At 70.2% G+C, this 26,433-nt stretch carries 24 protein-coding genes; 5 read left to right on the plus strand and 19 right to left on the minus strand.

What is annotated here, in order from left to right:
• Positions 1 to 105 precede the first annotated feature (105 nt).
• Positions 106 to 1,389 (plus strand): lipopolysaccharide biosynthesis protein, encoded by a 1,284-nt coding sequence (locus GGR12_RS04030; protein WP_183203091.1) that lies wholly within the window; start codon positions 106 to 108, stop codon positions 1,387 to 1,389.
• Positions 1,390 to 1,435: 46 nt separating this feature from the next.
• Here GGR12_RS04030 and GGR12_RS04035 read toward each other — a convergent pair whose 3' ends face one another.
• From GGR12_RS04035 to GGR12_RS04100, 14 genes are all read right to left on the minus strand, one after another.
• Positions 1,436 to 4,483 carry an alkaline phosphatase family protein gene (locus GGR12_RS04035; protein ID WP_183203092.1) on the minus strand — a complete coding sequence of 1,016 codons (3,048 nt, stop codon included), beginning with the start codon at positions 4,481 to 4,483 and terminating at the stop codon, positions 1,436 to 1,438.
• Between the two features lie 104 nt (positions 4,484 to 4,587).
• Positions 4,588 to 4,809, minus strand: a complete 222-nt coding sequence (locus tag GGR12_RS04040; protein WP_183203093.1) for a hypothetical protein — start codon at positions 4,807 to 4,809, stop codon at positions 4,588 to 4,590.
• 107 nt (positions 4,810 to 4,916) lie between these two features.
• The gene (locus GGR12_RS04045; RefSeq protein ID WP_183203094.1) at positions 4,917 to 5,831 is read right to left on the minus strand and encodes a transporter; all 915 of its coding nucleotides are present in this window, start codon (positions 5,829 to 5,831) and stop codon (positions 4,917 to 4,919) included.
• Positions 5,828 to 7,216, minus strand: coding sequence for an FAD-dependent oxidoreductase (locus GGR12_RS04050; RefSeq protein WP_183203095.1), 1,389 nt, complete (start codon positions 7,214 to 7,216; stop codon positions 5,828 to 5,830). The genes GGR12_RS04045 and GGR12_RS04050 overlap by 4 nt, the downstream gene beginning before the upstream one ends.
• Positions 7,213 to 8,562 carry a Dyp-type peroxidase gene (locus tag GGR12_RS04055; RefSeq protein WP_183203096.1) on the minus strand — a complete coding sequence of 450 codons (1,350 nt, stop codon included), beginning with the start codon at positions 8,560 to 8,562 and terminating at the stop codon, positions 7,213 to 7,215. The genes GGR12_RS04050 and GGR12_RS04055 overlap by 4 nt, the downstream gene beginning before the upstream one ends.
• Positions 8,563 to 8,566: 4 nt before the next feature.
• Positions 8,567 to 9,574, minus strand: coding sequence for a hypothetical protein (locus GGR12_RS04060; protein WP_183203097.1), 1,008 nt, complete (start codon positions 9,572 to 9,574; stop codon positions 8,567 to 8,569).
• A gap of 21 nt (positions 9,575 to 9,595) precedes the next feature.
• Positions 9,596 to 10,153 (minus strand): hypothetical protein, encoded by a 558-nt coding sequence (locus tag GGR12_RS04065; RefSeq protein WP_221212195.1) that lies wholly within the window; start codon positions 10,151 to 10,153, stop codon positions 9,596 to 9,598.
• Positions 10,154 to 10,266: 113 nt separating this feature from the next.
• Positions 10,267 to 10,956, minus strand: coding sequence for a winged helix-turn-helix domain-containing protein (locus GGR12_RS04070; RefSeq protein ID WP_183203098.1), 690 nt, complete (start codon positions 10,954 to 10,956; stop codon positions 10,267 to 10,269).
• 9 nt (positions 10,957 to 10,965) lie between these two features.
• Positions 10,966 to 13,635 carry a sensor histidine kinase gene (locus GGR12_RS04075; RefSeq protein WP_183203099.1) on the minus strand — a complete coding sequence of 890 codons (2,670 nt, stop codon included), beginning with the start codon at positions 13,633 to 13,635 and terminating at the stop codon, positions 10,966 to 10,968.
• A complete protein-coding gene (gene kdpC / locus GGR12_RS04080; protein WP_183203100.1) occupies positions 13,632 to 14,207 on the minus strand; it encodes a K(+)-transporting ATPase subunit C in 576 nt (191 codons plus the stop codon). The genes GGR12_RS04075 and kdpC overlap by 4 nt, the downstream gene beginning before the upstream one ends.
• 11 nt (positions 14,208 to 14,218) lie before the next feature.
• On the minus strand, positions 14,219 to 14,968 hold the full coding sequence (locus tag GGR12_RS04085) for a TorF family putative porin (RefSeq protein WP_183203101.1): 750 nt from the start codon (positions 14,966 to 14,968) through the stop codon (positions 14,219 to 14,221).
• Positions 14,969 to 14,995: 27 nt separating this feature from the next.
• A complete protein-coding gene (kdpB, locus tag GGR12_RS04090; RefSeq protein ID WP_183203102.1) occupies positions 14,996 to 17,056 on the minus strand; it encodes a potassium-transporting ATPase subunit KdpB in 2,061 nt (686 codons plus the stop codon).
• 19 nt (positions 17,057 to 17,075) lie between these two features.
• Positions 17,076 to 18,785 (minus strand): potassium-transporting ATPase subunit KdpA, encoded by a 1,710-nt coding sequence (gene kdpA / locus GGR12_RS04095; RefSeq protein ID WP_183203103.1) that lies wholly within the window; start codon positions 18,783 to 18,785, stop codon positions 17,076 to 17,078.
• Positions 18,786 to 18,797: 12 nt separating this feature from the next.
• Entirely contained in the window at positions 18,798 to 18,881 is an 84-nt protein-coding gene (locus GGR12_RS04100) for a potassium-transporting ATPase subunit F (RefSeq protein ID WP_343787392.1), read from the minus strand.
• Between the two features lie 288 nt (positions 18,882 to 19,169).
• Here GGR12_RS04100 and GGR12_RS16700 point away from each other — a divergent pair, with 288 nt between their 5' ends.
• From GGR12_RS16700 to GGR12_RS04110, 3 genes are read left to right on the plus strand one after another with little or no spacing between them, the layout of a single operon-like run.
• Positions 19,170 to 19,304, plus strand: coding sequence for a hypothetical protein (locus tag GGR12_RS16700; RefSeq protein ID WP_281378519.1), 135 nt, complete (start codon positions 19,170 to 19,172; stop codon positions 19,302 to 19,304).
• Complete coding sequence (locus GGR12_RS04105) at positions 19,301 to 19,510, plus strand: hypothetical protein (protein ID WP_183203105.1); 210 nt, start codon at positions 19,301 to 19,303, stop codon at positions 19,508 to 19,510. The genes GGR12_RS16700 and GGR12_RS04105 overlap by 4 nt, the downstream gene beginning before the upstream one ends.
• A complete protein-coding gene (locus tag GGR12_RS04110) occupies positions 19,507 to 19,692 on the plus strand; it encodes a hypothetical protein (RefSeq protein WP_183203106.1) in 186 nt (61 codons plus the stop codon). The genes GGR12_RS04105 and GGR12_RS04110 overlap by 4 nt, the downstream gene beginning before the upstream one ends.
• Here the strand turns inward: GGR12_RS04110 and GGR12_RS04115 are convergent, their stop codons facing one another.
• Genes GGR12_RS04115 through GGR12_RS04125 form a run of 3 tightly spaced genes read right to left on the minus strand, consistent with a single transcriptional unit; the run spans position 19,693 to position 22,037 of the window.
• Complete coding sequence (locus GGR12_RS04115) at positions 19,693 to 21,045, minus strand: sensor histidine kinase (RefSeq protein ID WP_343053082.1); 1,353 nt, start codon at positions 21,043 to 21,045, stop codon at positions 19,693 to 19,695.
• Complete coding sequence (locus GGR12_RS04120; RefSeq protein WP_183203107.1) at positions 21,042 to 21,704, minus strand: response regulator transcription factor; 663 nt, start codon at positions 21,702 to 21,704, stop codon at positions 21,042 to 21,044. The genes GGR12_RS04115 and GGR12_RS04120 overlap by 4 nt, the downstream gene beginning before the upstream one ends.
• Positions 21,705 to 22,037: a PepSY domain-containing protein gene (locus tag GGR12_RS04125; RefSeq protein WP_183203108.1), complete on the minus strand. Its 333-nt coding sequence runs from the start codon at positions 22,035 to 22,037 to the stop codon at positions 21,705 to 21,707. It abuts the gene before it with no gap.
• Between the two features lie 136 nt (positions 22,038 to 22,173).
• Between GGR12_RS04125 and GGR12_RS04130 the strand changes: the two genes are divergently transcribed.
• Positions 22,174 to 24,183 (plus strand): TonB-dependent receptor plug domain-containing protein, encoded by a 2,010-nt coding sequence (locus GGR12_RS04130; protein WP_183203109.1) that lies wholly within the window; start codon positions 22,174 to 22,176, stop codon positions 24,181 to 24,183.
• Here the strand turns inward: GGR12_RS04130 and GGR12_RS04135 are convergent.
• Both GGR12_RS04135 and GGR12_RS04140 read right to left on the minus strand, forming a co-directional pair.
• Positions 24,149 to 25,624, minus strand: coding sequence for an alkaline phosphatase D family protein (locus tag GGR12_RS04135; RefSeq protein ID WP_183203110.1), 1,476 nt, complete (start codon positions 25,622 to 25,624; stop codon positions 24,149 to 24,151). The two genes, GGR12_RS04130 and GGR12_RS04135, sit on opposite strands and share 35 nt — an antisense overlap.
• A 4-nt stretch (positions 25,625 to 25,628) precedes the next feature.
• Complete coding sequence (locus GGR12_RS04140) at positions 25,629 to 26,432, minus strand: inositol monophosphatase family protein (protein WP_246328722.1); 804 nt, start codon at positions 26,430 to 26,432, stop codon at positions 25,629 to 25,631.
• Between the last annotated feature and the right edge of the window lies 1 nt (position 26,433).

The raw sequence follows: 26,433 nt of genomic DNA on the forward strand, positions 1-26,433 counted from the left end.
AAATGAAATGCGCCGTCGTCTCTTGCGCGCAGCCGACGCTACGGCCGATATCGCATCGAAATCCTGCAGCGAATAGTATTGCAGGGGTCGAATACAGGGTTCTTTATGGCGCAGTTCAGGGAAAACCCTGACGGTATGCACGTCCTGGTGGTCGTCGCGGCGGCCGGACAGGCCGTGGCCTACGCCCTGTCGGTGATGCTGGCGCGGAGTCTCGGGGCGGCGGGGTTCGAGGCCTATGTGGTGGCGTCGGCGGCCTTCATCGTCATGGCGTCGTTCGCGCCGCTCGGTTCCGACAAACACGTGCTCAGCCGGTTGCCCGGATTGTTGCAGCGCGGCGACTGGAGTCAGGCGTCGGGGCTGCTGCGGTTCGGCGCGCGACGGACGCTGGCGACGGCCCTGGTCACCGGTGCGGTGGTCGGGGGACTGAGCTGGTCGATGCGCGATCCGGGCGACGCGGTGTGGCCGGCGATGGTCGTGACCTGTCTGTCGCTGCCGGCGGGCGCCCTGGCCCACTACGGCGTCGAGGCGTTGAGCGCGGCCGGGCGTCCGCTGCGGGCGCTGGCGTTGTTCAAGCTGCTGACTCCGGTTCTGGCGCTGGTGCTGGCGGGGATGCTGATGCTGAGGTCGGTTCCGCTGACTGGCGCGGCCGCGGTGGGGTGCTGGGGCGTGGCGTGGGTCGTGACCCTGGGCGCCATGATCGCAGCCCTGCGACGGGCGGCGCCGCAAGCGCTGTCCGCGCCCGCCGACGTCGGGGAGGCCGCCGTCTGGCGCGTCGAGAGCCGGCCGTTCTTCGTCTATCGCGTGTCGCTGGCGATTCTGGCCCAGGCCGGGGTGATCGGGCTGGAGCTGATGCAGGCGTCGGCGGCGGCGATCGGCGCTTATGCCGCGGCGAGCGCGACGGTGGGCGTGGCGGCGGTGCTGGCGACCTCCACCAACCGGGCCTACGGCCGCAAGCTGTCGCTGCTGATGGAGCAGGGGGATTTCGAGGCCGTGATGACGGCCCGGCGTGAGCGGCTGCGCCGGCTGGGGCCGGCGGTGATCGTGTTCCTGCTGGCGATCTTCGTGTTTTCGCGTCCGCTGCTGGCGATGTTCCGGCCCGAGTTCGCGGCGGAGGGCGTCGCGGCGCTGAGGATCCTGGCGGTCGCGACCGGGGTGACGGTGCTGTTCTCGCTGGCGCCGACCTGGCTGAAGATCCGGCAGCGGCGCGGGGTCATCTATGCCGCCGTGGCTGTGGCGGCGGCGGTGCAGGTGGTCCTGCTGATCGTGCTGATCCCGCCGTTCGGGGCGACCGGCGCGGCGCTGGCCTACGCCCTGTGCGTGGGCGGGATGTACGGCGTCCTGGCCGTGGTGGCTCACCGTGAGGCGATGCGCCTGGGCGGCGTCCGATGATTGAGCCGGGGGAGGACGCAGGAGGACGTCCTCCCCCGACCCTGCCTCAGACCGAAGGCGACCAGGGGTTCCAGCCCAGGCCGGGACCGGTCTGGGCGGTCGAGTAGAGGGTCTGGTTGCCGTCCAGCGCCCAGATGCGGCACGTGCCGTCGTTCTGCTGGCACACGGCGACCGAGCCGATGTGGGACGGCGATGCGCCGTTCCACACGCCGGACCACGACGACCACGGACCGCCCGGCGACTCCTGGAAGCTGCAACGCAACTGACCGCTGGTGTCGACGCCCCAGAGCGCGACGCTGCGGCTGCCGCCCTGCTGCGAGGCGGCGACCGTCTGCAGCGGCGGGGCGTTGTTCCAGCCGGCGGCGGACCAGCCGGACCAGCCGCCGCCCGGCGAGGTCTGGGCGTTCGAATAGACGGCGTTGTGCAGATCCACGACCCAGATGCGGACCGTGCCGTCGTTCTGTTGCGCCGCGGTCACCGAGATCAGGCCCGCGGGCGAGGCGTCGTTCCAGACGCCCGACCAGCCGGACCAGGGCCCGCCCGGCGTCTCCTGGAAGGTCGAGCGGAGCTGGCCGTCCATGTCGATGCCCCAGAGCTGGGCCCCGCGGGAGCCGCCCTGCTGGGAGGCTGCGATGGAGCGCAGCGTCGGGGCGCCGTTCCAGCCGGCAGGAGACCAGCCGGACCAGCCGCCGCCCGGCGAGGTCTGGGCGTTGGAGTACAGGGCGTTGTTCGCATCCAGCAGCCACAGGCGGACCGTGCCGTCGTTCTGCTGGGCCGCGGCGAGCGAGATGGCGTTGGAGGGCGAGGCGCCGTTCCAGACGCCGGACCAGGGCGACCAGGCGCCGCCGGGAGTCTCCTGGAAGGTCGAACGCAGCTGGCCCGACGGATCCACGCCCCACAGCTGGGCGCCGCGCGAGCCGCCCTGCTGCGACGCCGCGATCATGGTCAGGGGCGGGGCGCCGTTCCACGGATTGTGGCCGACGCGCGCCTCGGCCGGCACGATGGTCCAGTAGTCGCCGCCGGCCCCGGTGGTGATCCAGCCCGCGGGCGTGAACCAGCCCTGGTCGCGGGTCAGCCGCTGGCCGGAGTAGGACATGTTGGTGAGATAGACCTGGTCGCCGTACTGGAGCGGCTGGCCCTGGTTGGCCAGCTTCTGGATCGCCCACCGCTGCTTGGCCACGTTCGCCGCGTCGAGATATTCGTTGGCGTAGTAGCAGTCGCTGGAGTCCGCCCAGGCGCCGAGCACGTTGAGCGCGCCGAGCCCTTCCTCGCGCGAGACCAGCATGACCTGGGCGCCGTCCGCGATCTGCGGCGTGGGGTCGGCGTCGGTGGTGATGAAGGCCAGGGTGGCGGGCGTGTCGCCCCCGATGCGGGGAAAGTGGGCCGCGATCCCCAGATCCACGCATATGCCCATGAGCGAGTCAGGGATCACGGACCCGCCGCCGACGGCCAGCATGGTCGTGTAGAAGCTGGTGAGATACTGGCCGTTCTGGTTCTTGAGGACGAAGCTGTCGCCGTAACCGACCGGGTCGCCGATCGCCTTCGGCGTGTCCAGGAAGCGCATATCGGCTTCGTCGGTCCGGAGCGTGCCGAGGGTGACCGCGTTCTCGAACGTCGGCGCCGCCGCCGTGCGCTGTCCGAACTGGGGCATGAGGTCGGTGCGGTTCAGCCATTTCAGCGTCGTGGCGATGACCGAGGTGTGGTCGTAGGGGACGTTCGTCGCCGAGCGGAAGACCGTGCCCTTCTGGACGTGCGGCGAGATCAGGATGGTCGGGACGCGGGCGCCGAGGCGGTCGAATTTGAAGTCGCTCGTGCTCTTGAACGGCGGCTGGCCGTTCGGCCCCCAGGGCGGGGTGACGACGCCTTCGACCAGCTCGTCCTTGCGGTGATCGAAGACGCCGACGAACTCGTCGAAGGTGATCAGCAGCAGGGTCTTTTCCCAGGCCGCGCGGTTGGAGATCAGGCTGGTGTAGACCTCCTTCACGAACTCCTCGCCGACGAGGAGATTGCTGGGCGGGTGGTAGTCATTGCCCAGGACGGTGACCAGCTTCTCGAGCCCCGAGTTGTCGGTGGCGGTGTGCGAGATCGACCAGAACGGTTCGATGTAGCTGAAGGCCGGTAGTTGGCCGGCGCGGGCGCGGCGGTGGAAGTCCTCCAGCTTCTGGAAATGCTGGGCCGCGTTGGGGATCTTGTCCTTGATCTGCGGGTACAGACGCCACGTGTAGCAGGAGCCCAGCTCGCCCGAGGTGAGGTCCTCCAGATAGCTGGTGTAGGGGCTGAGGGCTGCGAGAGCCACGCTCGCCGCGGCCGCCGCCACCGGATGACCGGAGGCCGCGAGGATCGGGATGAGGACCGGCAAGCCGTTGAGCAGGGTCGATATCTTCTGCGGCAGGTAGCTGGTCTGCCAGAAGACGGTCCAGTCGACGCCGGCGGTGTCGAGGGCATTGAAGATGGTCGGCGCGTCGACGCGATCGTCGCCGATGGCCATGCCCAGCAACTTGTGGATCTCCTTGGCCTGGGGATTGGTTTCGAGGTCGCCGTTGTTCACCATCCCGTTCGAGGTGCCGCACATCAGGAACGAGCGGTTCGGATTGGTCTGGGACGGCACCGAAGCGTACCAGGCGTCGCTGACGGCGTAGTGTTTCGCGAGCTGGTTCAGCACCGGCAGCTGGCCGGGCGTGAAGCACTGCAGGATGGTCGGGGCCAGGCGCTGGACGTCCGCGGGGCTGACATTCTGGCCGTTCAGGATGCCGACGAAGTCCGCAAGCAGGCCTGTCATGGAGGGCTTGCCGGACGGCGTCGTGTCGGGGCCGTAGAACTGCGTGTTGACGTGCTCGAACTCTTCGCCGGGATCGAAGTCCGGGATGGTGAACCCCGTCACCCCGCGAGTCGGCTTCGCCGTGAGGGTGCTTTTCGGCACGGTGTTGATGAAGTCGTCCGGATTGACGTTCTGCATGCCCCGATAGGGCGCGCCGGGACTGGCGGGAATGAACTGGCTGGGGGCGTCATGCTCGTAGAGCCAGCCCAGCATGCTGTCGAACGAGCGGTTCTCCAGCATAAGCACAACGACGTGTTCGACATCCTGGATCGGCACGAGAACCCCCGTTGCGGTTTCTGCTAAAAGGCGAGATCGCAGAGGAGGCTACTTGAACGCGAGTTCTGTCAACCGGCGTTATATATATGGGGACGGGATAGCAATTACTCCCCGCCTTCCATGATGGCGACGAGGCGACGGATCGTCCGCTCCATCTGATCGGCGAGCTCCTGGACGGCGTCGTCGGGAAGGCCGAGGGCGCCCGCGGTCGCCAGATGCTCGGTCTTCATCCCGGCGTAGCGGTCCTCCCGTTCCTCGACGGGCAAGGCCATGATCTCATGTGCCCGTCGGGTCGCCGCCGTCACAAGCTGGTCGTGAGCGCTCATCGTCCACCTCCAAAAGGCGCCATTTCTGGGATGTGCCCTTAGCCTCCGCGTCGCCGCGCGGGCTATGAGGTGAAACCCGCAGCGGGGATCGCCGGTCGCCGGACGAGCTAGAACGGCGCCACCAGAGCGGTGCGGAAGAACCAGCCGTCGGGGCCGTCGTCGCGCCGCTCGATGACGTGCTGGTAGCTCAGGATCAGATTGGTCCTGGAGATGAAGGGAAAGGCGAGACTGCCGCCCGCCGACCAGCCGTGCATGCCCGCGTCCTCGACGCCGTCGAGCGTCGCCTTGCCGCCGTTGCGATAGAGCAGGTCAGCCGAGACCCAGGTGCGGGCGCCGAGGTTGCGGGTCAGATGCGCCTCGACGCTGAACAGCGGGTCCTTCGAGCTGCGCTCGCCGCCGAAGGGGTCGTCGTTGTCCTGGTAGAAGGTCAGCGTCGGCAGCACCTCCAGCGAGGTCAGCGACGGATCGCGGAACGAGCGGCCGGAGGCGAAATACGTCGGGAAGCCGAGCTGGAAGGATGGCCGGTTCGAGCCGAGGTTGACCGGCGTCGCCGCATCATAGGCGCCGGTCGGGAAATAGACCCGGGCAAGCACGCTCGTGCCGAAGCGGGGTTCGAAGCTCGCGAACGCTTCCGGGGACAGGGCCGGGGCGCCGATGAGGCCCAGGGTCGCGCCGATCTGCGCGTCGCCGAGGCCGGAGCTTTCGGCGGCGCCGGTCGCGTTCACTCGACCCATGGGCAGGATGGCGAAGGGCGTGAAGGCGCGGCCCGCCAGATCGAAGGTCTGGGCGTAGCGGAGCACCAGAAGGTCGGTGTCGATCTCCGACCCCGGTACGATCGTGCCCGGCTCGGGCGTCTCATTGCCGCGCTTGGCGACGGCGAAGGCGGTGAAGGTGCGGGCGCCGTTCGGGACCAGTTGGTAGACGCGGGGGCCGTCGTCCTGGGCGCGGGCCGGGGCGGCGGTAAACGGGGCGAGCGCGACGAGCGTCGCGACGGCGGCGACGGCATTCCGCCGGGCGCTCATCGAAGCCCGAGGGCCGCAGCCGCGGCGGCGCGTCCGAGAATTCCGGCGTAGGTCGGGAAGGAGATGGGGAGCTGCGCCAGCGTCTCGACCGTCATGCCCGCGTCGATGACCACCGCGGCGATCTGCGCCAGTTCCACGGCCCGCTCGCCGACGATGTGACAGCCGAGCACGCGATGGTCGGCGTGGTCGACGACCAGTTTGCAGAAGCCCGTGGTGCGGTCGTCGATGATGGCCCGGATGGTCACGTCGAAGCCGACGGTGAAGACCTCCACCTCGTGTGCCCTGCGCGCGGCGGCTTCGCCGAGGCCGACCTGGGCGTACTCGGGGTCCGTGAAGCTGCCGAGCGGATTGACCGCCCTTGCGGCGCTTTCGCCTGAACCGGTGACGGCGTTGGTGGCGGCGGTAAAGCCGCCGTGCTGCGCCTGGGGCGCGAGCATGAGGCGGCCGGTGACGTCGCCGGCGGCGAAGATGTGCGGGGCGGTGGTGCGCTGGGCGTCGTCGACGCGGATGAAGCCGCGCTCGTTGATCTCGACGCCGGCGGTGGCGAGGTTCATCGCCGCGGTGTCGGCGGCCCAGCCGATCGCCACGACCACCACGGCGGCGTCGGCGTGATGGCGTTCGCCGTCCTTGCTCCAGGTCATGCGCACGCCGCCGGGCGCCGGTTCGAAGGACTCGATGGCCCCGAAGCCCTCATGGATGGTGATGCCGGATGCGCGGAAGGCTTCGGCGACGCAGGTCGAGACCTCGGGCTCCTCGGTGTGCAGGATGCGGGCGCCGGCCTCGAAGAGCTGAACCTTCGAGCCGAAGGCGTTGAAGACCGAGGCGACCTGGGCGCCGGTCGCGCCGGAGCCGACGACGATGAGGGTCTCGGGGACGGAGGTCAGGGACCAGGCGTCGCTGTGGGTCGCCGTCAGCTCGAACCCCGGGATGGGCAGGCGGCGGCTGACGCCGCCGACGCAGAGGATGATCTTGTCGGCCTCGAAGCGTCGGCCGTCGGGCGCCTCGACGGTGTGCGGATCGAGGAAGCGGACCGGGCCGACGTCGGTGTGGATGGCGACCCCGGCGTCCTCGATCTGTTTGCGGAGCAGGGAGGTGCGGGCGACCTCTTCGACCACGGCGTCCACCCGGGCCAGCAGGCGTGGGTAGTCGAGGACGGGCGGGCTGACGGTGACGCCGAAGCGTTCGAGCTGGCGGGCCTCGCGCATCAGCCGCGCCGCGTGGGCCAGGGTGCGCACCGGCACCGGGCCGTCGGTGGCCGCCATGCCGCCGAACGATCCGGCGGTGACCAGGGTGGTGCGCGCGCCGAGGTCGCCCGCACGGGCCGCGGCGATGACACCGGCCGGTCCGCCGCCGATGACCAGGACGTCGCTGGAGACGGCGCTCACCCGTCGGCCTCGTCGGTCAGTTCGGAGAGCCAGCGCAGGGCGCTGAGGCCTGGCATGAAGGCGTATTCGCCGCCGCGGGTGACGACGAAGCTGGCGAGGTTGCGGAGCTTGCGTGGCAGGGGGCGGCGGGGAAAGGAGAAGGAGGCGTCGCCGTCTTCGTTGCTGCCGGTGACCGGATCCCGGGCGTCGCCGAGGCCGAGGAATTCGCCGCCGTTGATCCATTCGGACTGCACGAACTCGAACTGCCGCTTCAGGTGGGCGCCGACGAAGGCGAACATCAGGCCGCGGTCCTCGCCGTCGTCCTCCAGCACGCCCTCGGGCAGCAAGGGACCGTAGGCGGTGCCGCGGCGGACCATGCGGTGCAGGCGGACGACACCGGCGACATCGGCGTCGCGGGGATTGCTGCGACGGATGTGCGAGCCGGGCGGGGTGCTATAGCCAGTCGCGTCGTCGGCGCGGAACATGAAGGCGTTGTGTCGCGTCGGGTCGGCTCCGAGCTCCGGATCGTCGTGCAGGGGGCACAGGGCGAGGGGGGCGCCGCTCCGCCAGCGGCCCATCATCTTGGCGGCGACCAGCTCTTCGTCCGCGGCGTCGGCGGCGTTGGCGCGAACGTAGCGACGGAACTCGGCCACCTTCTGGCGCAGTTTGCGGAAGGCGACGTAGGTCCCGTTGCGACCCAGTATTTCAGGGACAGGCGCGGGCGGCAGGGCGCCGATCTCGTCGCGATAACCGAGGACCAGTTCGCCGGCCTTGAGCGGCGGGTCGAACGGGTTGTCGCCGGGAATGCCGCTGCCCTCGATGGCCGGGTGGCTGATGCCGTCGCGGAAGCCGAACGGCTCCTTGTGATCGGGCGGGGCGTGGCAGTCCTGACGCCAGACCGGGACCACGCCCGGCAGGTCCTCGAAGGCCGCGCGGCCGGAGGCGAGCGCCGCCTCCAGTTTCGCAACGTCGGGGGCGAGGCCGATCAGGACCACGTGAATGTCGTTCGTGCCGAAAGGGGTTTCCCAGTGCTCGGGTGCGCTCTCGCCGACGTCGCCGAGGGCCGTGGCCCGCGCCCGCATGCCCTGGCGGAATTCCCAGGTGAAGCTGTCCAGCGAGGTCTGTGGAACGCCCAGCGCCTTGAGCCCCTCGTAAGTCAGGGCGACGCTGACCGAGGTGTCGCGTTCGACCGGCTTCGGCGGCCGGACGGCCGTGATCACGCCGCCGAGCCGACGCAGGAATTCCCGCCCGTCCCGGCGATCGTCGATGCGCAGCAGGATGTAGGTGGCGGCGTAGGGCGAGGGACGCGGGCGCAGGACCCCGCTCTGGATGTCGTCGAGCTCGAGCGCGGGCGCGGCGTCGCTCATGGCGTCACGCGGCCGTGGCGATGTTCCGCCAGAACCGCTCCAGGCTTTCGTCGCCGCCGAACAGGGTGCTGAAGACGGTCGAGTCGCAGACCAGGACGTCGCCCCTGCGGTCGCCCTTCGGCGGGGCCCAGATCAGGGTGTTGAACTCGGTCTCGCCCGAGGCCGTGAACGGGTGCGGCCGGCCGAGGTCGACCGGCTGGCGCGCCAGCACCACCGCCGTGCCGTCGTCGCGCGTCAGGGCGTAGTGCGGCAGGTGCATGTGGAAGTTGAAGCGGGTCACCCCCTCCAGCCAGCCCTTCGTATCCACGGTCCTGTCGACGGTCAGGGGCGCGATCAGGCCGGCGGCGTCGACGGCGGGACGCAGGCCGTGGCGGTTCTCGACCGGGATATCGAGAGCCTTGAGCAGGGCCAGGGCGAACTGGCCGAAGCGCTGCTCGCGCGGCACCAGGCCGTCGCCGTGGTGAGCGAATTCCTGTGCGCGGCGGTCGCGGTCGGGTTCGCCGCCGACGTCGTGATGGGGACCGATGACCAGACAGCTGCCCTCACGGGCCAGGAAGGCCTTGAGCGCCGCTATCTCCTCAGCGGACGGGACCTGTCCTGTGACGTTATGGTCGAGGCCGAAGATGAGCAGGGTGTCGCAATCGCCCAGCACCCGCTCGTCAAGCGGCAGGCGAAAGCCGGCCTGGTCGATGCGCTGGAACATCGGCACCGGGTGGCCGGTCGCCTCGGCCATCGCCCGCTGGAACGGGACCCAGGCCCAGAAGAACAGCTCCAGAGACCCGCCGATGCCCTGCTGGAACTGCAGCGGATCGGCGAAGCGCGGCTCCTCATAGGCCGGCCAGAAGACGCGGCGGACCTCGGTCATGGTCGAGAAGCGGTTGTCCATCTCGGCGACGTTGCGGTTCGCCTCGCCGGGATAGGTCCAGGAGACGTAGGCGCTGACCCGGCGGCGTCCCGGCGTGGCCGGGCGCGGGACGTGATCCTGATTGTAGGTGCGGCCGGGTTCCGTCATCGGACCCTCCTGGGGTCAGATCTACTGGAGTTGGTCCAGAGCCGTGGTCAGGGACGCCTTGAGGCGCAGCGCCTTCTTGATTTCGTCGGCGCTGACCCAGGGGTATTCCGCGTACTCGAGGAAGCTCGGGACCTGGTGCTCGCGGAAGAACCGGATGACGGCGGGAAGGTTGTCCTTCCAGTCCTCGGGCCAGCCTTCCAGATTGACGAAGACGGTGGTGATGCCGGTCGCCAGGAACAGGGAGACGGCGTCGTCCAGGTATTTGTCGAAGTCGGTGTCGAAGATGCCCTGGTACATGAAGTAGAGGTCGTCCCCGATCGGGAACAGGATCCAGCGCAGGTAGTGCAGCTTCAGCGGCGCGAGCACGCCGGGCGTCTCCTTCACCGCGGCCTCGATGGTCGTCGCATAGTCGCGGATCGCCTGCTCCCGACCCGGCAGAACCTTGCCCATGACGGAGAAGCCGTAGTTGGCCGGCGTCTTCGGATAGATGGGGCCGTGGGCGCCTTCGATCCGTTCGAAATAGCCTTCCTTCGGAATGGCCATCGCCGCCGGCGTCAGGAAGTCTTCGGTGGTCGCCATGACAGCCTCCGGTCCGTGACGCCGAGCGTCGCGGCAAGACATAGAGGCTCAGCGAGGGCCGACGTCACCCAGGTGAAACCCTTCCATAGCGCTCCCGCCGCGCCTGGTCGGCGTCAGCCGCCCAGGCGGTAGCCGACGGCCGGTTCGGTCTGGATCAGGTGCGGCTGGGCCGGGTCGGGCTCCAGCTTCTGGCGCAACTGGCCGACGACGACGCGGAGGTACTGTGTGTCCTCGGCATGGGCGGCGCCCCAGACGGCGGTGAGCAGGTCGCGGTGGCCGATGACCTTGCCGACGTGGCGGGCGAGGTGGGCGAGGACGTCGTATTCCTTGGGCGTCAGCCGGACCGGCTGGCCGGCGCGGGCGACGAGGCGGCGGTCGAGGTCGATGGTGACGTCGCCGACGACGACGGGGCCCGTCGGGGCGTCGCGGTCGGCGGTCTGACGCAGGCTGGCGCGCAGGCGGGCCAGCAGTTCGCCGACGCCGAACGGCTTCTCGACATAGTCGTTGGCCCCGAGATCGAGGGCGGCGATTTTCTCGGCCTCACGGTCGCGGGCGGACAGGACGATGATCGGCCCGGCGTAGAATTCCCGGGCGCGAACCAGCACGTCTTTGCCGTCCATGTCGGGCAGGCCGAGGTCGAGCACCACGGCGTCGGGCGACCACAGGGCGATGCCGCGCAGGCCTTCCTGACCGCTGTCGGCGCGCTTCGGCTCATAGCCGGCGGCGTCGAGCGCAGGCGACAGGAAGCGGTGGATCTGCGGTTCGTCGTCGATGACGAGGATCTGCGGGCGGACGGCGGACATGGGGCGAGGCTAGAGCAGGGACGGGTGGGTGGCGATGGCCTTGGGCAGGCTGATCAGAACGCGGGTGCCCTTGCCGTCGTGGATCGGGCTGGCGGCGGCGATGCGGCCGTTGAGCGCTTCGACGAAACCCCTGGCGATGGCGAGGCCGAGACCGGCGCCCTTCGAGCGGTCCGTGGATTCCTCCATGCGGCGGAATTTATCGAACACGCGCTCCAGCTCGGCGGTGGGGATGCCCTTGCCCTCGTCCTCGATCGAGATGACGACCGAGCCGCGATCCTCGTAGGCCGCCAGTTCGATGGTCGAGCCGTCGGGGCTGTATTCGATGGCGTTCTCCAGGATGTTGACCAGCGCCTGCTCCAGCAGGCCGGGATCGGCCTGGACGACCGACAGGCTGGCGGGGAAGTCGCGGGTCATGCGGCGGGTCTGGAGGCGGCGCGAGACGCGTTCGGCGGCGGCGTTGAGGACGTCGCGGACGTCGGTCCAGTCGCTTTTGATATTCAGTCCGCCGCCCTCGAGCCGGGTCATGTCGAGCAGGTCGCCGACGTAGCGGCCGAGGCGTTCGGCCTCCTCGCGTATGGACAGCAACAGATCGTCGCGCACGGCGGGCGTCAGCGACTTGCCGTAGTCGATCAGGGTCGTCGCCGAGCCGAGCACGGTCGACAGCGGCGTGCGCAGGTCGTGGCTGACCGAGTTCATCAGGGCCGAGCGGAAGCGGTCGGCGCGGCGCAGGGTTTCGGTCTCGACCGCTTCGGTGGCCAGTTCGGCGCGCTCCAGCGAGACCGCGCCCTGGTCGAGCAGGGCGAGAGCCAAACGCTCTTCATCGGAGCCGGGTGACAGGGCGGCGGCCTCGATGCCGGCGACGCCCGCGCGGCCGCGCACGCCTTCGAGCGGACGGAAGGTCCAGCGGCCCTGGGGCAGGGTGCCGGTGCCGTGACCGGCGGGCTCGCCCTTCTCCCAGGTCCAGCGGGCGGCGGCCATGACCTCGGCGGAGAGGGCGGCGTCGACGCCGTCCGGGGCCGAGGCGACCAGGGCCAGCTCGCCGTCGACCGGCAGCAGCACCAGGGCCTTCGCTCCGGCGGCGGCGGCGGTCTGTTCGGCGAGGATGCGGGCGGCGGCGGCGCGATCGCCGGCGGCGGACAAGGCCTGGCTGGCGGCGAGCAGGGCGGAGACGCCCGAGGCGCGGCGCTGGGCGGCCCTGGCCTGTTCGCGGACCCGGCCGGCGAGCGCGCCGGTCACCAGGGCCACGGCCCAGAAGACGACGAGGGTGAGCAGGTCCGTCGGCGAGCCGATGCCGAGGCTGTAGCGCGGGGCGAGGAAGAGGAAATTGTAGACGAGGAAGGCGGTGGTCGCAGCCGCCAGCGCCGGGCGCAGGCCGTATAGGACGCCCGCGGCGAGCACGGCCGACAGGTAGACGACGCCGAGATCGACGCGCTCGAACGTGCGGTCGAGGAACAGGGCGGCGAGGGTCGCCAGGCCGACGAAGCCGACGCCGATGACGTAGCCGCGCCAGCTGCCGAAGGCCGGCTTCCATTCGCGCCGGACGGGCTCCGGCTCGCTGTCGTCGGTGACGACATGGATGGCGGCGCCGCGCGCGTGGCGCAGCAGCTCCGCCGCCAGGGAACGGCCGAGCCATTCGGACAGGCGGCTGTCGCGGCCCTTGCCGATGACGATCTGGGTGACGTTGGAGCGCCGGGCGTGGTCCATCACCGTGCGGACGACGTCGTCGCCCGTCAGCAGCAGGGTGCGGCCGCCGAGCTGTTCCGCCAGTTTGAAGGCGTCGGAGATGCGGCCCGCAGAGGCGGCGGCCTGACCCGCGCCCGACGGCCGGTCGACGTGGGCCACGGTCCAGGGCGCGTCCATCATCACGTCCGACATGCGCCGGCCGGTCCGGACCAGAGAGGCGGCCATGGCGTCGCCGCCGACCAGCACGAGGATGCGTTCGCCGGCCGCCCACGGTCCCTCCATGCCCCGCTCGCGCAGGGTGGCGACCAGTTGATCGTCGACGGTCTGGGCGGCGCGGCGCAGGGCCAGTTCGCGCAGCGCGGTGAGGTTCTCGACCTTGAAGAAATTGTCGGCAGCCAGGCGCGCCGTCTCGGGGACGTAGACCTTGCCCTCGGACATGCGCTTGCGCAGTTCGTCGGGGGTGATGTCGACGACCTCGATGTCGTCGGCGCGGGACAGGGCGCTGTCGGGAACGGACTCGCGCTGGCGCACGCCGGTGATGCGCAGGACGACGTCGGACAGGCTTTCGAGGTGCTGGACGTTCAGGGTGGTCCAGACGTCAATGCCGGCGTTGAGGATCTCCTCGACGTCCTGCCAGCGCTTCGGATGGCGGGAGCCCGGCGCGTTGGAATGGGCGTATTCGTCGACCAGCAGCAGTTCGGGGCGGCGGGCGAGAGCGCCGTCGATGTCGAACTCCAACAGGGTGCGGTCGCGGTGGGCCAGCGGCGCACGGGCCAGGACCTCAAGCCCGCGCAACAGGCTTTCGGTCTCCTTGCGGCCGTGGGTCTCGGCCACCCCGACCACGACGTCGCCGCCCTCGGCCTTCCGGCGGCGGGCGGCGCGCAGCATTTCCCAGGTCTTGCCCACCCCCGGCGACATGCCGAGGAAAACCTTCAGCCGCCCGCGCTTGCGGCGGGCGGCCGGGGTCGCGACGGGCGGGTCGGCGTCGGGGGTCATCGCGCGGGTAAGTGGGCGTCCAGGTCGCGGTTCGCCATCAGGACATTGACGCGCGGCTGGCCGATGAAGCCGAGCAGGGGTTCTTCCGTGTTGCGGTCGAGAATGCGCTGGACCTGTTCCACGGCGACGCCCCGGGCCTGTGCGACGCGCGCGGCCTGGAGCCGAGCGTAGGCCGGAGAGATATCCGGGTCGAGGCCAGAGGCCGAGGTCGTCACGGCGTCGGCCGGGATGACGCCCGGACCGTCCTCGGCGCGGACGGCGGCGACGCCCTCCGCGACCCGGGTCTTCAGGTCCTCGTTCATCGGGCCGAGGTTGGAGCCCGACGAGGCCGAGGCGTCGTAGCCGTCGCCGGCGGCAGAGGGGCGCGGGTGCAGGTAGCGCGCCTCGGCGAAGGGCTGGCCGACCAGGGCCGAGCCGCGGACCGTGCCGTCGCGGTCCTGGATCAGGCTGCCGTCAGCCTGCCAGGGGAAGGCGAGCTGGGCCACGCCGGTCACCGCCAACGGATAGGCGACCCCGAGCAGGAGGGTGAAGAGGGCCGTCATGACGAGGGCCGGGCGGATCTGGCTGAGCATGGTCGTGCGCCTCAGAAGGTCGCCTTCAGCGAGGCCACGGCGCGCGCGCCGTAGATGTCGCCGAAGTCGTGCTGGTCGGTGTCGTAGTAGCGGGCGTCGAGCGCGAGGTTGTCGGTCAGCTGGTATGCGGCGCCGAGATTCCAGGTCGTGTAGTCGAAGTCGGACGAGACGAACTGGCGACCGACCGCGCCGGAGACGATCCATTTGTCGGCCGGCGCCCAGGCGGCGTTCGCTTCCACATAGGTGGCTTCCTCCTCGGCCGCGCCGAAGAAGTCGGGCGACCAGTAGGCGGCGCCGCCGACGGTGACCGGGCCGAAGGCGCGCGAGGCGGCGGCTTTCAGCTCGACGTAGTCATAGTCGGCGCCATCCGGCTGGGCGGTGTAGAAATAGCCGACAGCGCCGGCGTCCAGGGTCCAGCCGGAGGCCTCGGTGCGCCAGCCGCCGTAGAGGTCGATCTCGGCGTTGGCGCCATCGGCGAAGTCGACGTTGGAGGCCCAGGCGCCGGCGTAGAAGCCGCCGTTGGTCAGGTCGACGCCGGCCGAGATGGCGGGCTCTTCCTGGGTCTGGCTGACGCCGCGGAAGATGTAGTCGCTGGTGATGGCGACGTTGCCCGAGATCTGGGGGCCGGCGACCTGCGGGCCGGACGTTTCCTGGGCTTCGACGTTCGAGGCGATGCCCCAGATGGCGAGGGCGGCGATGCAGGCGCCGGCGAACAGGGCGTCGTTGCGGCCGGACGATTTGAGACGGGATTTGCGGATCATTGAAGGCTGTTCTTGATGGTTCGCGGCTCAGGCCAGGCCGAGCGCGGAAATGACGATGTCGATGAGTTTGATGCCGACGAACGGGGCGACGAGGCCGCCGAGGCCGTAGATCAGCAGGTTGCGGCTGAGCAGCTTGCCGGCCCCGATGGCGCGGTATTTCACGCCCCGAAGCGCCAGCGGGATCAGGGCGATGATGACCAGGGCGTTGAAGATCACCGCCGACAGGATCGCGCTCTGCGGGCTGTGCAGGCCCATGATGTTGAGCGCGCCCAGCGCCGGCAGGCCGACCACGAACATCGCCGGGATGATGGCGAAATACTTGGCCACGTCGTTGGCGATCGAGAAGGTGGTCAGCGCGCCGCGGGTGATGAGCAGCTGCTTGCCGACCTCGACGATCTCGATGACCTTGGTCGGGTCGCTGTCGAGGTCGACCATGTTGCCGGCCTCGCGGGCGGCCTGGGCGCCGGTCTGCATGGCCACGCCGACGTCGGCCTGGGCGAGGGCGGGGGCGTCGTTGGCCCCGTCGCCGCACATGGCCACCAGCCGCCCCCTGGCCTGTTCGGCCTTGATGAGGCGCATCTTGTCCTCGGGGGTGGCCTCGGCGAGGAAGTCGTCGACCCCCGCCTCGGAGGCGATGGCGGCGGCGGTCACCGGGTTGTCGCCGGTGATCATCACCGTGCGCAGGCCCATGCGGCGCAGGTCGGCGAAGCGCTCCTTCACGCCCGGCTTGACCACGTCCTTCAGGTGGATGACGCCGACCAGGACGCCGTCCTCGGCCACGGCCAGGGGCGTGCCGCCCGAACGGGCGATGCGGTCGACGGCCTGACGGAACTCGGCCGGGGCCTGACCTTCGTCGAGGCCGACGGTCTTGAGCACGGCGTCGACCGCGCCCTTGCGCCAGGTCTTGCCCCCGGCGTCGACGCCTGACTGGCGGGTGACGGCGGAGAAGGGGATGGCCCTGGCGCCGACGGGGAGGCTGAGCGACAGGCCGGCGTTGCGGCCCAGTTCGATGATCGAGCGGCCTTCCGGCGTTTCGTCGGCGAGCGAGCCCATGATGGCCGCGCGCAGGGCCGCCTCAGGACGGACGCCCGGGACCGGGATCACCTCGACCGCCATGCGGTTGCCGAAGGTGATGGTGCCGGTCTTGTCGAGCAGCAGGGTGTCGACGTCGCCGGCCGCCTCGACGGCGCGGCCCGAGGTGGCCAGGACGTTGACCTTCAGCAGGCGGTCCATGCCGGCGATGCCGACGGCCGAAAGCAGGCCGCCGATGGTGGTCGGGATCAGGGTGATGAACAGGGCCCCGAGCACGATCGGATCCAGCTTGACGCCGGAGTAGGCGCCGAGGCCGAGCAGGGTGACGACCGCGATCAGGAAGACCAGGGTCAGGCCCGCCAGCAGCACGCCCAGCGCCAGCTCGTTCGGCGTCTTGCGACGGTCCGCGCCCTCGACCATGGCGATCATGCGGTCGAGGAAGGTGGCGCCCGGTTTGGCCGTGATGCGCACCTTGATCCAGTCGGAGACGACGGTGGTGCCGCCGGTGACGGCGGACCGGTCGCCGCCGCTTTCGCGGATCACCGGGGCGGATTCACCGGTGATGGCGGCCTCGTTGACCGAGGCGACGCCCTCGATGATCTCGCCGTCGGAGGCGATGACGTCGCCCGCCTCCACAAGGATGATCGCGCCGACGTCCAGCTCATGCGCCGGGGTGGGGACGATGGCGCCGGTGATCGGGTCGACGATCAGCTTGGCTTTTGTCGTGACGCGGGTGGCGCGCAGGCTGTCGGCCGCCGCCTTGCCGCGCCCTTCGGCGACGCTTTCGGCGACGTTGGCGAACAGGACCGTGGCCCACAGCCACAGGGCCAGCTGCAGGGCGAAGCCGAAGCCTTGCCCCGAGCCGATCCCGGCGGCGGCCGAGACCGTGGCCAGCAGGGCGACGATCCAGGTGGTGAAGATGACCGGGTTCCGGACCAGCTTCACCGGGTTCAGTTTGACGAAGGCGTCGCGGAGGGCGCGCCCGAGGATGGCTCCGCTGAGCCCCCCGGCGAGCGCCGTGCGATGCGACGCGTGGTCGATTGCGACTTGTGTCATTTGCGATGTCCGCAGGGGCTCAGACGCCGGCGCCGGCGGCGAGCATCTGGAAATGCTCGACGATCGGACCCAGCGAGAGGGCGGGGAAGAACTGCAGCCCGCCGAGGATCAGGATCACCCCGATCAGCAGGCCGATGAACAGCGGGCCATGGGTGGGCAGGGTGCCCGTCGAGGGCGCCAGCCGGGGCTTGGCGACGAGGGTTCCGGCGATGGCCAGCACCGCCACGGCGGGAACGAACCGGCCCGCAAGCATCGAGATTCCGAGGGTGGTGTTCCACCAGGGCGCGTTGGCGGTCAGACCCGCGAAGGCCGAGCCGTTGTTCGCGGACGCCGAGATGTAGGCGTACAGCATCTCCGACAGGCCGTGCGGCCCGTGGTTCAGCAACCCTTCCATGGCCGTCGGCAGGACCGCCGCGATGGCGGTGAAGCCGAGGATGGCCAGCGGCAGGACCAGCACCGCGATCATGGCGAACTGGATCTCGCGCGCCTCGATCTTCTTGCCGAGATACTCCGGCGTGCGGCCGACCATCAGGCCGGCCACGAAGACCGACAGCATGGCCATCACCACCATGATGGCGATGCCCGAGCCGATGCCGCCCGGCAGGATCTCGCCCAGCGCCATGAGGAACATGGTCAGACCGCCGGACAGCGGCATCAGGCTGCCGTGCATGGCGTTGACCGAGCCGTTGGATGCGCCGGTGGTCTGTCCGGCCCAGGCGGACGAGGCGGCCAGGCCGAAGCGGGTCTCCTTGCCTTCCATATTGACCGGCTGCTCGATCCCGGCGGCCACGAGGGCCGGGGCGGGCTGGCTTTCGGCGACGTAGATGCCGGCGGTGCAGGCGAACAGGATCAGGAAGGCGGCGGTCGCCAGGGCGCGCGCCTCCTTCTTCGCCAGGACGCTGCGGCCGAAGGCGAAGAAGGCGGCCCAGCCCATGACGTTGATCGACACGGCGGTGATCAGGTTGGTCAGCGGGGTCGGGTTCTCGAACGGGTGCGCCGAGTTGGCGTTGAAGACGCCGCCGCCGTTGATGCCGAGCTGCTTGATGGCCAGCTGGCTGGCGGTCTGGAACAGGCTCAGCGTCTGCTGGCCGCCTTCAAGGGTGGTCGCCGTGGCGTTGGCCGCCAGCGTCTGGGTCACGCCCAGGCCGACGAGAACGATGGCGAGCACGAAGGACAGGGGCAGCAGCAGCCACAGGGTGGTCCGCACCAGGTCGGCCCAGAAGTTTCCGACGCCCGATCCCCGGTTGGCGATGAACGCGCGGGCGAGGGCCGCGGCGATGGTCGCGCCGGTGGCCGCCGAGACGAAATTCTGGACGGTCAGGCCGGCCATCTGGGTCAGGGACGACATGGTCGTCTCACCGCCGTAGCTTTGCCAGTTGGTGTTGGTGACGAAGCTGACCGCGGTGTTGAACGCCAGATGCGGGCTGACGCCGTCGAAGCCCTGCGGGTTCAGCGGCAGCACGCCCTGCAGGCGTAGCATGGCGTAGAGGAACAGGAAGCCGGCGAGGTTGAACGCCAGCAGGGCGCCGGCGTAGCCGAGCCAGCCCTGGCTGCGCGCCGGGTCGACGCCGCCCAGTTTGTAGAAGACGCCCTCCACCGGTTTCATCACCGGGTCGAGCCAGGTCCGCTCGCCGTTCCAGACGCGCGACATGTAGACGCCGATGGGCCGGCCCAGCAGGCAGGCGAGCCCCAGCGTAAGGGCGATCTCGCCCCAACCTTGAATGTTCATGACGCGGCTCTCCTAGAACCGCTCGGGGCGCAGCAGCGCCGCGACCATGTAGACGGCGACGACGACAGCGCCGACGCCCCAGAGGATGCCGATCATCGTCACACCCTCTTCAATGCAGCGGCGAGAGCGGCGAAGAGCACGAAGGCCCCGCCGCCCAACGCCAGAAAAATCACATCGGCCATGCCGATCGCCTCCGACTTGATGGAGACGGGACAAGGCTCCCGATCCGCGTAAGCGCGCCATTCGGGTTCGGGGCGGCCGCATAAGGAAAGCGTAAGGGCGGCTGACCGGCTTTATGCGCGCCTTAGGTCGCCGCCGCTCTTTCAGCATGGCCCGCTTACGGCCGTCGGGTGTCGACTCCGCTTCCCCGAAACGGAGGTCGTCATGACCCGGAATCACCTGCTGAAACTGACTCTCCAGCCGCGCCGCGCCGAGCGCAGCGTCTGGCGCATGACGCTGGACGTCATCGGTCAGGCGTTCGGCGCCCGTTCGCCGGAAGGTGGGGAGCGCGGCCGATGATGTCCGGCTATGTCGATGACCGACCGGCGTCCTGCCCGACGTCCGGCGCCTGCCGGTACCAGGTCTTGCCGAGAGACGGCGGCTGGTGCGTCGCCGTCAACGGCTGCCGGACCGAGGCGCTTCCGCGCCGCAAGGCCGAGCGGCTGGCGCGTGCGCTTCAGGTGCAGGCGGATCGCCTGAACCACAGACCGGCGGCGCGGCGATGATCCCGCCTCCGGAACCTGCGCCTGTGCCGATCGAGATATCCCATGACCACGGCCTGTGGCGGTTCAGATCGCTGGACGGCCGCCTGTCGGGGAGCTTCCTTGAGCATCGCGCCGCCCTGCGCGCTGCGGAGGACGAGGCGAACAGCCACGGCTGCTACGTCGTGGTCAGGGCGCCCGGCTGATCACGCGGGCGTCGTCGCGTCCCGGTGCGGCCAGTCGATGCGGACGCTGAGGCCGCCCAGCGCGGACTGCGTCAGCTGGAGCTGTCCGCCCGAGGCCTCGGCCAGGGTGGCGGCGATCGACAGACCCAGGCCGTGGCCCTTCGACGCCTGATCCAGACGGACGCCTCGCACGGTGGGATCAGACGGGTTCTGGGCCGGGAGGCCGGGGCCGTCGTCCTCGATCCGGATCGACAGGCCGGCCGGTCCGGTTTCACCGTGAACGGCGACCTGACGCCGGGCGAAGCGGACCGCGTTCTCCAGCAGGGGGCCGAGAAGCTCGGTCAGGTCGTCCCGGTGCAGCGGCGGTTCGACATCCTCCGGCACGGCGTTGGTGAAGGCGACCATTTCGCCCTCGTCGGTCTGCTCCAGCACGCTGATCAGCTGATCGACGACATCGCGCGCGGGGCTGCCCCCGCCGGGACCGGCCGCGGCGATGCGGCTTCTGGCCAGCTCGGCCTCGGTGGTGGAGGCGAGGGAGGCGATGGCGCGGTCGAGGCCGTCGGCGATCTCGATCTGTCCGGCGTCGCGTACGCGGCGGCTTTGCGCCTTGAGGGCCGCAAGCGGGGTCTTGAGGCCGTGGGCGAGGTCGGCGGCGCGGGCGCGGGCCTTGAGCAGATCGGCCTCGCGGGCATCAGCCAGTTCGTTGATGGCGTCGGTGAGCGGGCGCACGTCGCTGAGGCCCGGGTCGTCGAGGCGGGCGGAGGAGTTGGAGCGCAACGCCGCGAGCCTGGCGCGGATGCCCGCCAGAGGCTGCAGGCCCAGGTGCACCTGCACCCAGGCCGCGGCGATGAGGAACAGCCAGAGGATGGCGAGGAAGCCGGCCAGCTCGCGGCCGAACTCGGCCTGGGCGGTGGCGATGCCCGAGGCGTCGCGGGCCAGCTGGATGACGGCCGCGGGATGTTCGGCGTCCGGCCGGATGCTGCGCTCAAGCAGATAGACGTCGCCGTCGAACGGTCCGGCGGTGCGGCGGAGCGCCCATGCGTCGGCCGGGGCGGTGGGCGGTGCGGGGAGTGTCTGGTCCCACAGCGACCGGGAGCGCAGCACCTGTCCCGGCGCAGAGACCTGCCAGTAGAAGCCGCTCGCGGGGGTGATCAGGCGCGGGTCCGGCAGGTCTTCGGTGAGGGCGAGACCGCCGGCCGGGTTGATGGTCAGGGCGGCCGCCAGCCGGGTCGCATCGCCGGTCATCTCGACGGTCATGCGGCGTTCGAGGTGGCGCTCGAACAGCAGGCTCATGACCAGCCAGGCGACGACGAGGGCGGTCATGATCGCCAGGGCCGCGCCGGCCAGCAGACGCGTGCGCAGGGAGGTGATCACGCGCCGGCTTCCAGCAGATAGCCGAAGCCGCGGCGGGTGGTGATCAGCTCGGCGCCGAATTTGCGCCGGAGCCGGGCGACGATAGCCTCGATGGCGTTGGCGTCGCCGGACTCCGAGGCGCCGTACAGGTGGTCAGCGAGTTCGCCGGACGAGACGGCCCGGCCGGGCTGGTGGGCGAGGTAGTCGAGCAGGCGGAATTCGAGCGGCGACAGGCGGGCGGGCGAGCCGTCGAAGGAGGCGGCCATGCGCGTGGTGTCCAGGCGCAGCTTGCCGATGGTGACGACGTTGGACAGCCGGCCGGCGCCCCGCCGCAGCAGGCCGCGCAGGCGGGCGACCAGTTCGCCCATCTCGAAGGGCTTGGCGAGGTAGTCGTCGGCGCCGGCCTCAATGCCCTCGACCTTTTCGGTCCAGTCGGAACGGGCCGAGACGATCAGCACCGGGAAGGCGCGACCCGCCGCCCGCCAGCGACGCAGGACGGACAGGCCGTCCAGCCGCGGCAGGCCGAGATCCAGCACGGCGATGGCGTAGTCCTCGACGTCGCCCGCATACCAGGCGGCGTCGCCGTCGGAGGCGACGTCGACGGTGAAGCCGGCGGCCTCGATGGCGCGTTTCAGATCAGTCTGGATATCCGGATCGTCCTCGACGACGAGACACCGCATTCACTCGTCCTCGATCTCCAGCACCGCACCGTCGCGGGCGTTGAGCTTGACCTCCCGCACGCGGCCCGTCGAGGTCAGAACCTTCACTTCGTAGCGCCACTGGCCGTCCTCGCGGTCCAGTTCGACGTCGATGACGTCGCCGGGCACGTGCCGGGCGGTGATGGCGAGGATGCGGGCCAGGGGCAGGATTTCGCCGCGTCGCAGCGCCTCGCGGGCGGCGACGTGATCCTCCTCGCTCGTGCCGGCGAAGGCCGGGGCGGCAGGAGCAACGGCGGCCAGGAGCACGACGGCGGCTACGGGGGCGATGCGACGGAGCAGGGATGTGCGGGTCATGGCGGGAAGGTGTGCCCTGTCCGCTGACATTTCGCTGACAGGCGGACGCGGGGCGGTGTCAGGAAGCCTGGTCCAGAACGGTTCCCGAATGGGGGAGACCGGTATGGGCGTGTCGCGTTCGGTGCGTGGAAAGATCATGGCGACGAGCCTGCTGCTGGCGATGGCCGGGGCGGGCGGCGCGCTGGCCCAGACCGCGCCCGGCGGGGTCACCGTGTTCGCGCCGGAAGCCTTCGCGGACAGCGCGCCGCGGACGGCGGGCGACATGCTGGACCGGGTGCCGGGCTTCAGCGTCATCGAGGCCGACGCCGACGTGCGCGGCTATTCCGGCGCGCTCGGCAATGTGCTGATCGACGGCGCCCGACCCGCCAGCAAGCGGCAGGACATCGGCGACATGCTGGACCGGATTCCGGCGGCCTCGGTCGAGCGGATCGAGCTGATCCGCGGCGGGGCGGCGGGCGTCGACATGGGCGGCTATGCGGTCGTGGCCAACATCGTCCGTCGACGGATCGCGACGTCGGAAGGCGCGGCGGAAGGCGGCCTGGTCGCCTGGACCGACGGCTCGACGGGGTTTCAGGGCGAGGCGGAATATGCGCGCACCTGGGATGGTCAGTCGCTGGAGCTGACGCTGAAGTTCGAGCCGGAACTGGACGACGAGACCGGCGACGGCGTGATCGACGAGTTCGGGCCGGACGGCGCCCTGGAGGAGACCAGCCGGCTCGACATGCATACCCGTCTTGAAACCGCCGAGGCGGGCGCGGCCTGGCAGCGGGCGATCGGCGGCGGCCAGTTCACCGCGACCGGCGCGCTGCGGCGTGAGGACATGGAGGCGCGGACCCGGATCGAGGAGAGCGGCGGCGATGCCGAAGCTGTCGATGAGAGCGAGACCTTCGACGAGGTCGAGTTCGGCGTCCGCTACCAGCGCCCCGTCGCCGAGCGCCTGACCGCGGAGGTCATGGCCAGCCAGCGGCTGGGCTGGGTGGATGCGCAGGAATCCTCGCTGGAGAACGGCGACGCCGAACGTTTCGCCGAAACCTCCGAGGCCGGAGAGTCGATCGTGCGCGTCGAACTGGTCAACGAACGGTCGGATACGCTGACGGTCACGGCGGGTCTGGAGGGCGCGTTCAACTTCCTCGAAAGCGAGGCGCGGCTGGAGGAGAACGGCGTCCCCGTCGACCTGCCGGGATCGGACGTGCGGATCGAGGAACGGCGGGCCGAGGCGTCGGTCGGCGGCTCGTGGAAGCCGTCGGACCGCTGGCTGGTCGAAGCGGGGGTCCGGCTGGAGACCTCGCAGATCTCGCAGACCGGCGACACGCCGCTGGATCGGTCGTTCTTCTATCCGAAGCCGCGGGCGGCGGTGACCTGGAACGCCGGCGACAGCGACCGGCTGCGGCTGTCGGTGTCGCGCGAAATCGGGCAGCTGGATTTCGGGGACTTCGTCGCTTCCGCCTCGCTGGATCAGGACGTGGTGTCGGCGGGCAATGCGGAGCTGGAGCCGGACAAGACCTGGCGGGCGGCGTTGAGCTGGGAGCACCGGTTCGGCTCCGACGCCGCGCTGACCCTGACCTGGACCCACGACGAGATCGAGGATGTCGTCGACCGCATCCTGATCGTGACGCCGACGGACGTGTTCGACGCGCCGGGCAATATCGGCGACGGACGGCGCGACACGCTGACGGCCGAGCTGTCGGCGCCGCTGGATCGTCTGGGCCTGGCGGGCGGACATCTGCGGACGTGGATGGAGTGGCGCGACAGCGAGGTGGTCGATCCGGTCACCGGCGAGCGCCGCCGCATCTCGGACGAGGAGCCGTTCGAGGGCTGGATCGAGCTGACCCAGGACATTCCGTCGATGGGCCTGAACTGGGGCGTGTCGTTCGATCCGCTGGCCGAGCACTCGACCGAATACCGGTTCGACGAGGTGACCCGCGCATCGGAGGCCACGAGCTGGTCGATCCATGTCGAGCAGCGGATCGGCGAGCACTGGCGGCTGCGCGCCGAGGTCGCGGACCTGTTCGGCCGCGAGTTCATCGAGACGCGCGAGAAATACGACGGGCCCCGCTCGACGACGCCGCTGGACGAGATCGAGCGGCGCCGCTGGGAGCAGCCCGGCTACGTCAGCCTGACTCTCCGTCGTAGTGTGGGTGGCTAGGCCAGCCCGGCGCGGGATCGTAGCCGTAGTAGCCGCCGCCGCGCTTGAAGCGTTCGAGCCGCTTCAGCTCATCGGGGTCGGCCTTCACATCCCAGGTGCGCACGCCGTTGGTCAGATCGGCGGGGGTCAGCACCAGCGGGTCCCAGACGGCTTCGCCCATCACGTCGTGCAGGGTGTAGGTCATGGTCGGCGTCGGGCCGGTCATGTCGAAGCGCAGGTGGCCGACGTTGACGCTGCGGGTCCAGGTGTCGCGGATGCGCACCTCCGGCGTCTGGCGGATGTTCTTGGCTGCGGGCATCTGGGCCAGGGGCGAGGAGCAGAAGTCGTAGATGTCGTAGCCGCCGACGTCCGAGCGCGGGATGCAGTTCAGCTCGCCCATGTGGCTGTCGCCGGTGATGCAGAAGACGCCGCCGATGTTCCGATCACGGATGAAGTCGAAGATCTCGTTGCGCTCGGTCAGGAAGACGCCCCAGCTGTCGCCGCCTTCCTCGTTCTCGGCCGAGGAGAAGCCGCCGCCGGCGACCAGCACCTTGAACGGCGCGGTCGAGGCCGCCAGCTCGCGCTTGAGCCAGGCCTTCTGCCTGGCGCCCAGCATGGTCTTGCGGGCGTTGTCGGTGGTTTCGATCGGGTCGCGGTGGTAGCGGCCGTCGAGGAAGAAGAAGTCGACCCCGCCGTACGACTGTTTGAAATAGACGCCGGGGTTGTCGGCCTCGCCGTACGACGGGTTGGCCCAGAAGTTCTTGAACACCTTCAGCGAGGCGGCCTTGTAGGGGCTGAGCCCGTCGCCGTTGTTGTAGCCGAAGTCGTGGTCGTCCCAGATGGCCAGCTGGGGCTTGGAGCGGAGCAGGGGGACCAGCCGCTCGACCAGACGGCCGCGGCCGTAGAGATCGGCCAGCACCGAGGGCTGGTCGCTGTCGCCGTAGATGTTGTCCCCCAGCCAGAACATCAGGTCCGGGTCGATCTCGCGCACGGCGTTCCAGATCGGCTGGTCGGCGTCGAACTGGATGCGGCAGCAGGAGCCGAAGGCGACGCTGAACTCCGCCGCGCCGGCCGGGGCGGTGCGGGTGCGATAGGGGAAGTGCTGATAGCGGTCGGCGTCGCCGTTGTACTTCAGCCGGTACCAGTAGTCGGCGCCGGGCTGGAGCCCGTCGACGCGCAGGGTGACGCAGCAGTCGTCCTCGACGCGGGCGGTCGCGGTCGGTCCCTGGATCACCGTCTCGAAGTCGCGGTCGGTGGAGTACTCCAGGGTCACCGGGAAGGCGCCGCTGGCGCGGACCCAGACGGTGAAATGGCTCGGGCCGGGCGATCCGACCATGGGACCCTGCAGGGCCCGGGGGTAGCCCAGCACCTCGGCCAGGGCGCGCGGGGCGGCGGCGAGCAGGGCGCTGAGCGACGCGCCGGCCAGGAAGGCGCGGCGGCCGAAAGTCAGTTTCCGGATCATGCGATTACTCCGAAAGGGCGGCGTTCAGGCGTTCGATCAGCGGGTCGTGGACGCCGCCGTTGGAGACGCAGACGTGACCGGCGTGGATGTCCAGCGGACCGCCGTCGACGCCCGTGGCGCGGCCGCCGGCCTCCTGCACCAGGATGATCCCCGGCCCCATGTCCCAGGCGTTGAGGCAGCGCTCCCAGTAGGCGTCCCAGCGGCCCGCGGCGACCCAGGCCATGTCGACGGCGCAGGCCCCGGTGCGGCGGATGCCGGCGACGTCGGAGGTCAGCAGCTCCATCTCGCGGGCGAACAGCGGATGGTCCGGCTTGCCGGCGAAGGGGATCCCGCAGGCGAGGACGGACTCGATCAGGGCGTGACGGGGGGAGACGCGGACCTGCTTGCCGTTCAGCCAGCAGCCCTTGCCCTCTTCGGCGACGTAGAGCTCGTTCAGCATCGGGATGTAGGTGACGCCGGCGACGACCCGGTCCTCGCGGGCGAGGGCGACGTTCACGCCCCACAGCGGGCAGGCGAAAAGGAAGTTGGTGGTGCCGTCCAGCGGATCGACGATCCAGGTCTGGGCGTCATCCCCGCCGCTGACCGAGCCGCCTTCCTCGCCGAGGAAGCCGTAGGAGGGCCGGGCCCGGGCGAGGATGCCGCGGGTGGTGTGCTCGGCCTCCTCGTCGGCGATGGAGACCATGTCGGCGGGGCCGTTCTTGGAGCGGATCTCCAGATCGGCGAGGCGGCCGAAATGGCGTTCCAGACCGTCACCGGCCGCTTTCGCGGCCTCGATCATGGCCTTCAGGTCGTCGGATGCGTCGATCAAG

The sequence above is a fragment of the Brevundimonas lenta genome, from assembly GCF_014196335.1.
GTDB classification, from domain to species: Bacteria; Pseudomonadota; Alphaproteobacteria; order Caulobacterales; family Caulobacteraceae; genus Brevundimonas; species Brevundimonas lenta.

Coding starts and splice junctions, on each gene's coding strand:
- GGR12_RS04030 (WP_183203091.1), top strand. CDS start 106: ATGGCGCAGTTCAGGGAAAACCCTGACGGTATGCACGTCCTGGTGGTC.
- GGR12_RS04040 (WP_183203093.1), bottom strand. CDS start 4,809: ATGAGCGCTCACGACCAGCTTGTGACGGCGGCGACCCGACGGGCACAT.
- GGR12_RS04045 (WP_183203094.1), bottom strand. CDS start 5,831: ATGAGCGCCCGGCGGAATGCCGTCGCCGCCGTCGCGACGCTCGTCGCG.
- GGR12_RS04055 (WP_183203096.1), bottom strand. CDS start 8,562: ATGAGCGACGCCGCGCCCGCGCTCGAGCTCGACGACATCCAGAGCGGG.
- GGR12_RS04060 (WP_183203097.1), bottom strand. CDS start 9,574: ATGACGGAACCCGGCCGCACCTACAATCAGGATCACGTCCCGCGCCCG.
- GGR12_RS04065 (WP_221212195.1), bottom strand. CDS start 10,153: ATGGCGACCACCGAAGACTTCCTGACGCCGGCGGCGATGGCCATTCCG.
- GGR12_RS04070 (WP_183203098.1), bottom strand. CDS start 10,956: ATGTCCGCCGTCCGCCCGCAGATCCTCGTCATCGACGACGAACCGCAG.
- GGR12_RS04075 (WP_183203099.1), bottom strand. CDS start 13,635: ATGACCCCCGACGCCGACCCGCCCGTCGCGACCCCGGCCGCCCGCCGC.
- kdpC (WP_183203100.1), bottom strand. CDS start 14,207: ATGCTCAGCCAGATCCGCCCGGCCCTCGTCATGACGGCCCTCTTCACC.
- GGR12_RS04085 (WP_183203101.1), bottom strand. CDS start 14,968: ATGATCCGCAAATCCCGTCTCAAATCGTCCGGCCGCAACGACGCCCTG.
- kdpB (WP_183203102.1), bottom strand. CDS start 17,056: ATGACACAAGTCGCAATCGACCACGCGTCGCATCGCACGGCGCTCGCC.
- kdpA (WP_183203103.1), bottom strand. CDS start 18,785: ATGAACATTCAAGGTTGGGGCGAGATCGCCCTTACGCTGGGGCTCGCC.
- GGR12_RS04100 (WP_343787392.1), bottom strand. CDS start 18,881: ATGATCGGCATCCTCTGGGGCGTCGGCGCTGTCGTCGTCGCCGTCTAC.
- GGR12_RS16700 (WP_281378519.1), top strand. CDS start 19,170: ATGACCCGGAATCACCTGCTGAAACTGACTCTCCAGCCGCGCCGCGCC.
- GGR12_RS04105 (WP_183203105.1), top strand. CDS start 19,301: ATGATGTCCGGCTATGTCGATGACCGACCGGCGTCCTGCCCGACGTCC.
- GGR12_RS04110 (WP_183203106.1), top strand. CDS start 19,507: ATGATCCCGCCTCCGGAACCTGCGCCTGTGCCGATCGAGATATCCCAT.
- GGR12_RS04120 (WP_183203107.1), bottom strand. CDS start 21,704: ATGCGGTGTCTCGTCGTCGAGGACGATCCGGATATCCAGACTGATCTG.
- GGR12_RS04125 (WP_183203108.1), bottom strand. CDS start 22,037: ATGACCCGCACATCCCTGCTCCGTCGCATCGCCCCCGTAGCCGCCGTC.
- GGR12_RS04130 (WP_183203109.1), top strand. CDS start 22,174: ATGGCGACGAGCCTGCTGCTGGCGATGGCCGGGGCGGGCGGCGCGCTG.
- GGR12_RS04135 (WP_183203110.1), bottom strand. CDS start 25,624: ATGATCCGGAAACTGACTTTCGGCCGCCGCGCCTTCCTGGCCGGCGCG.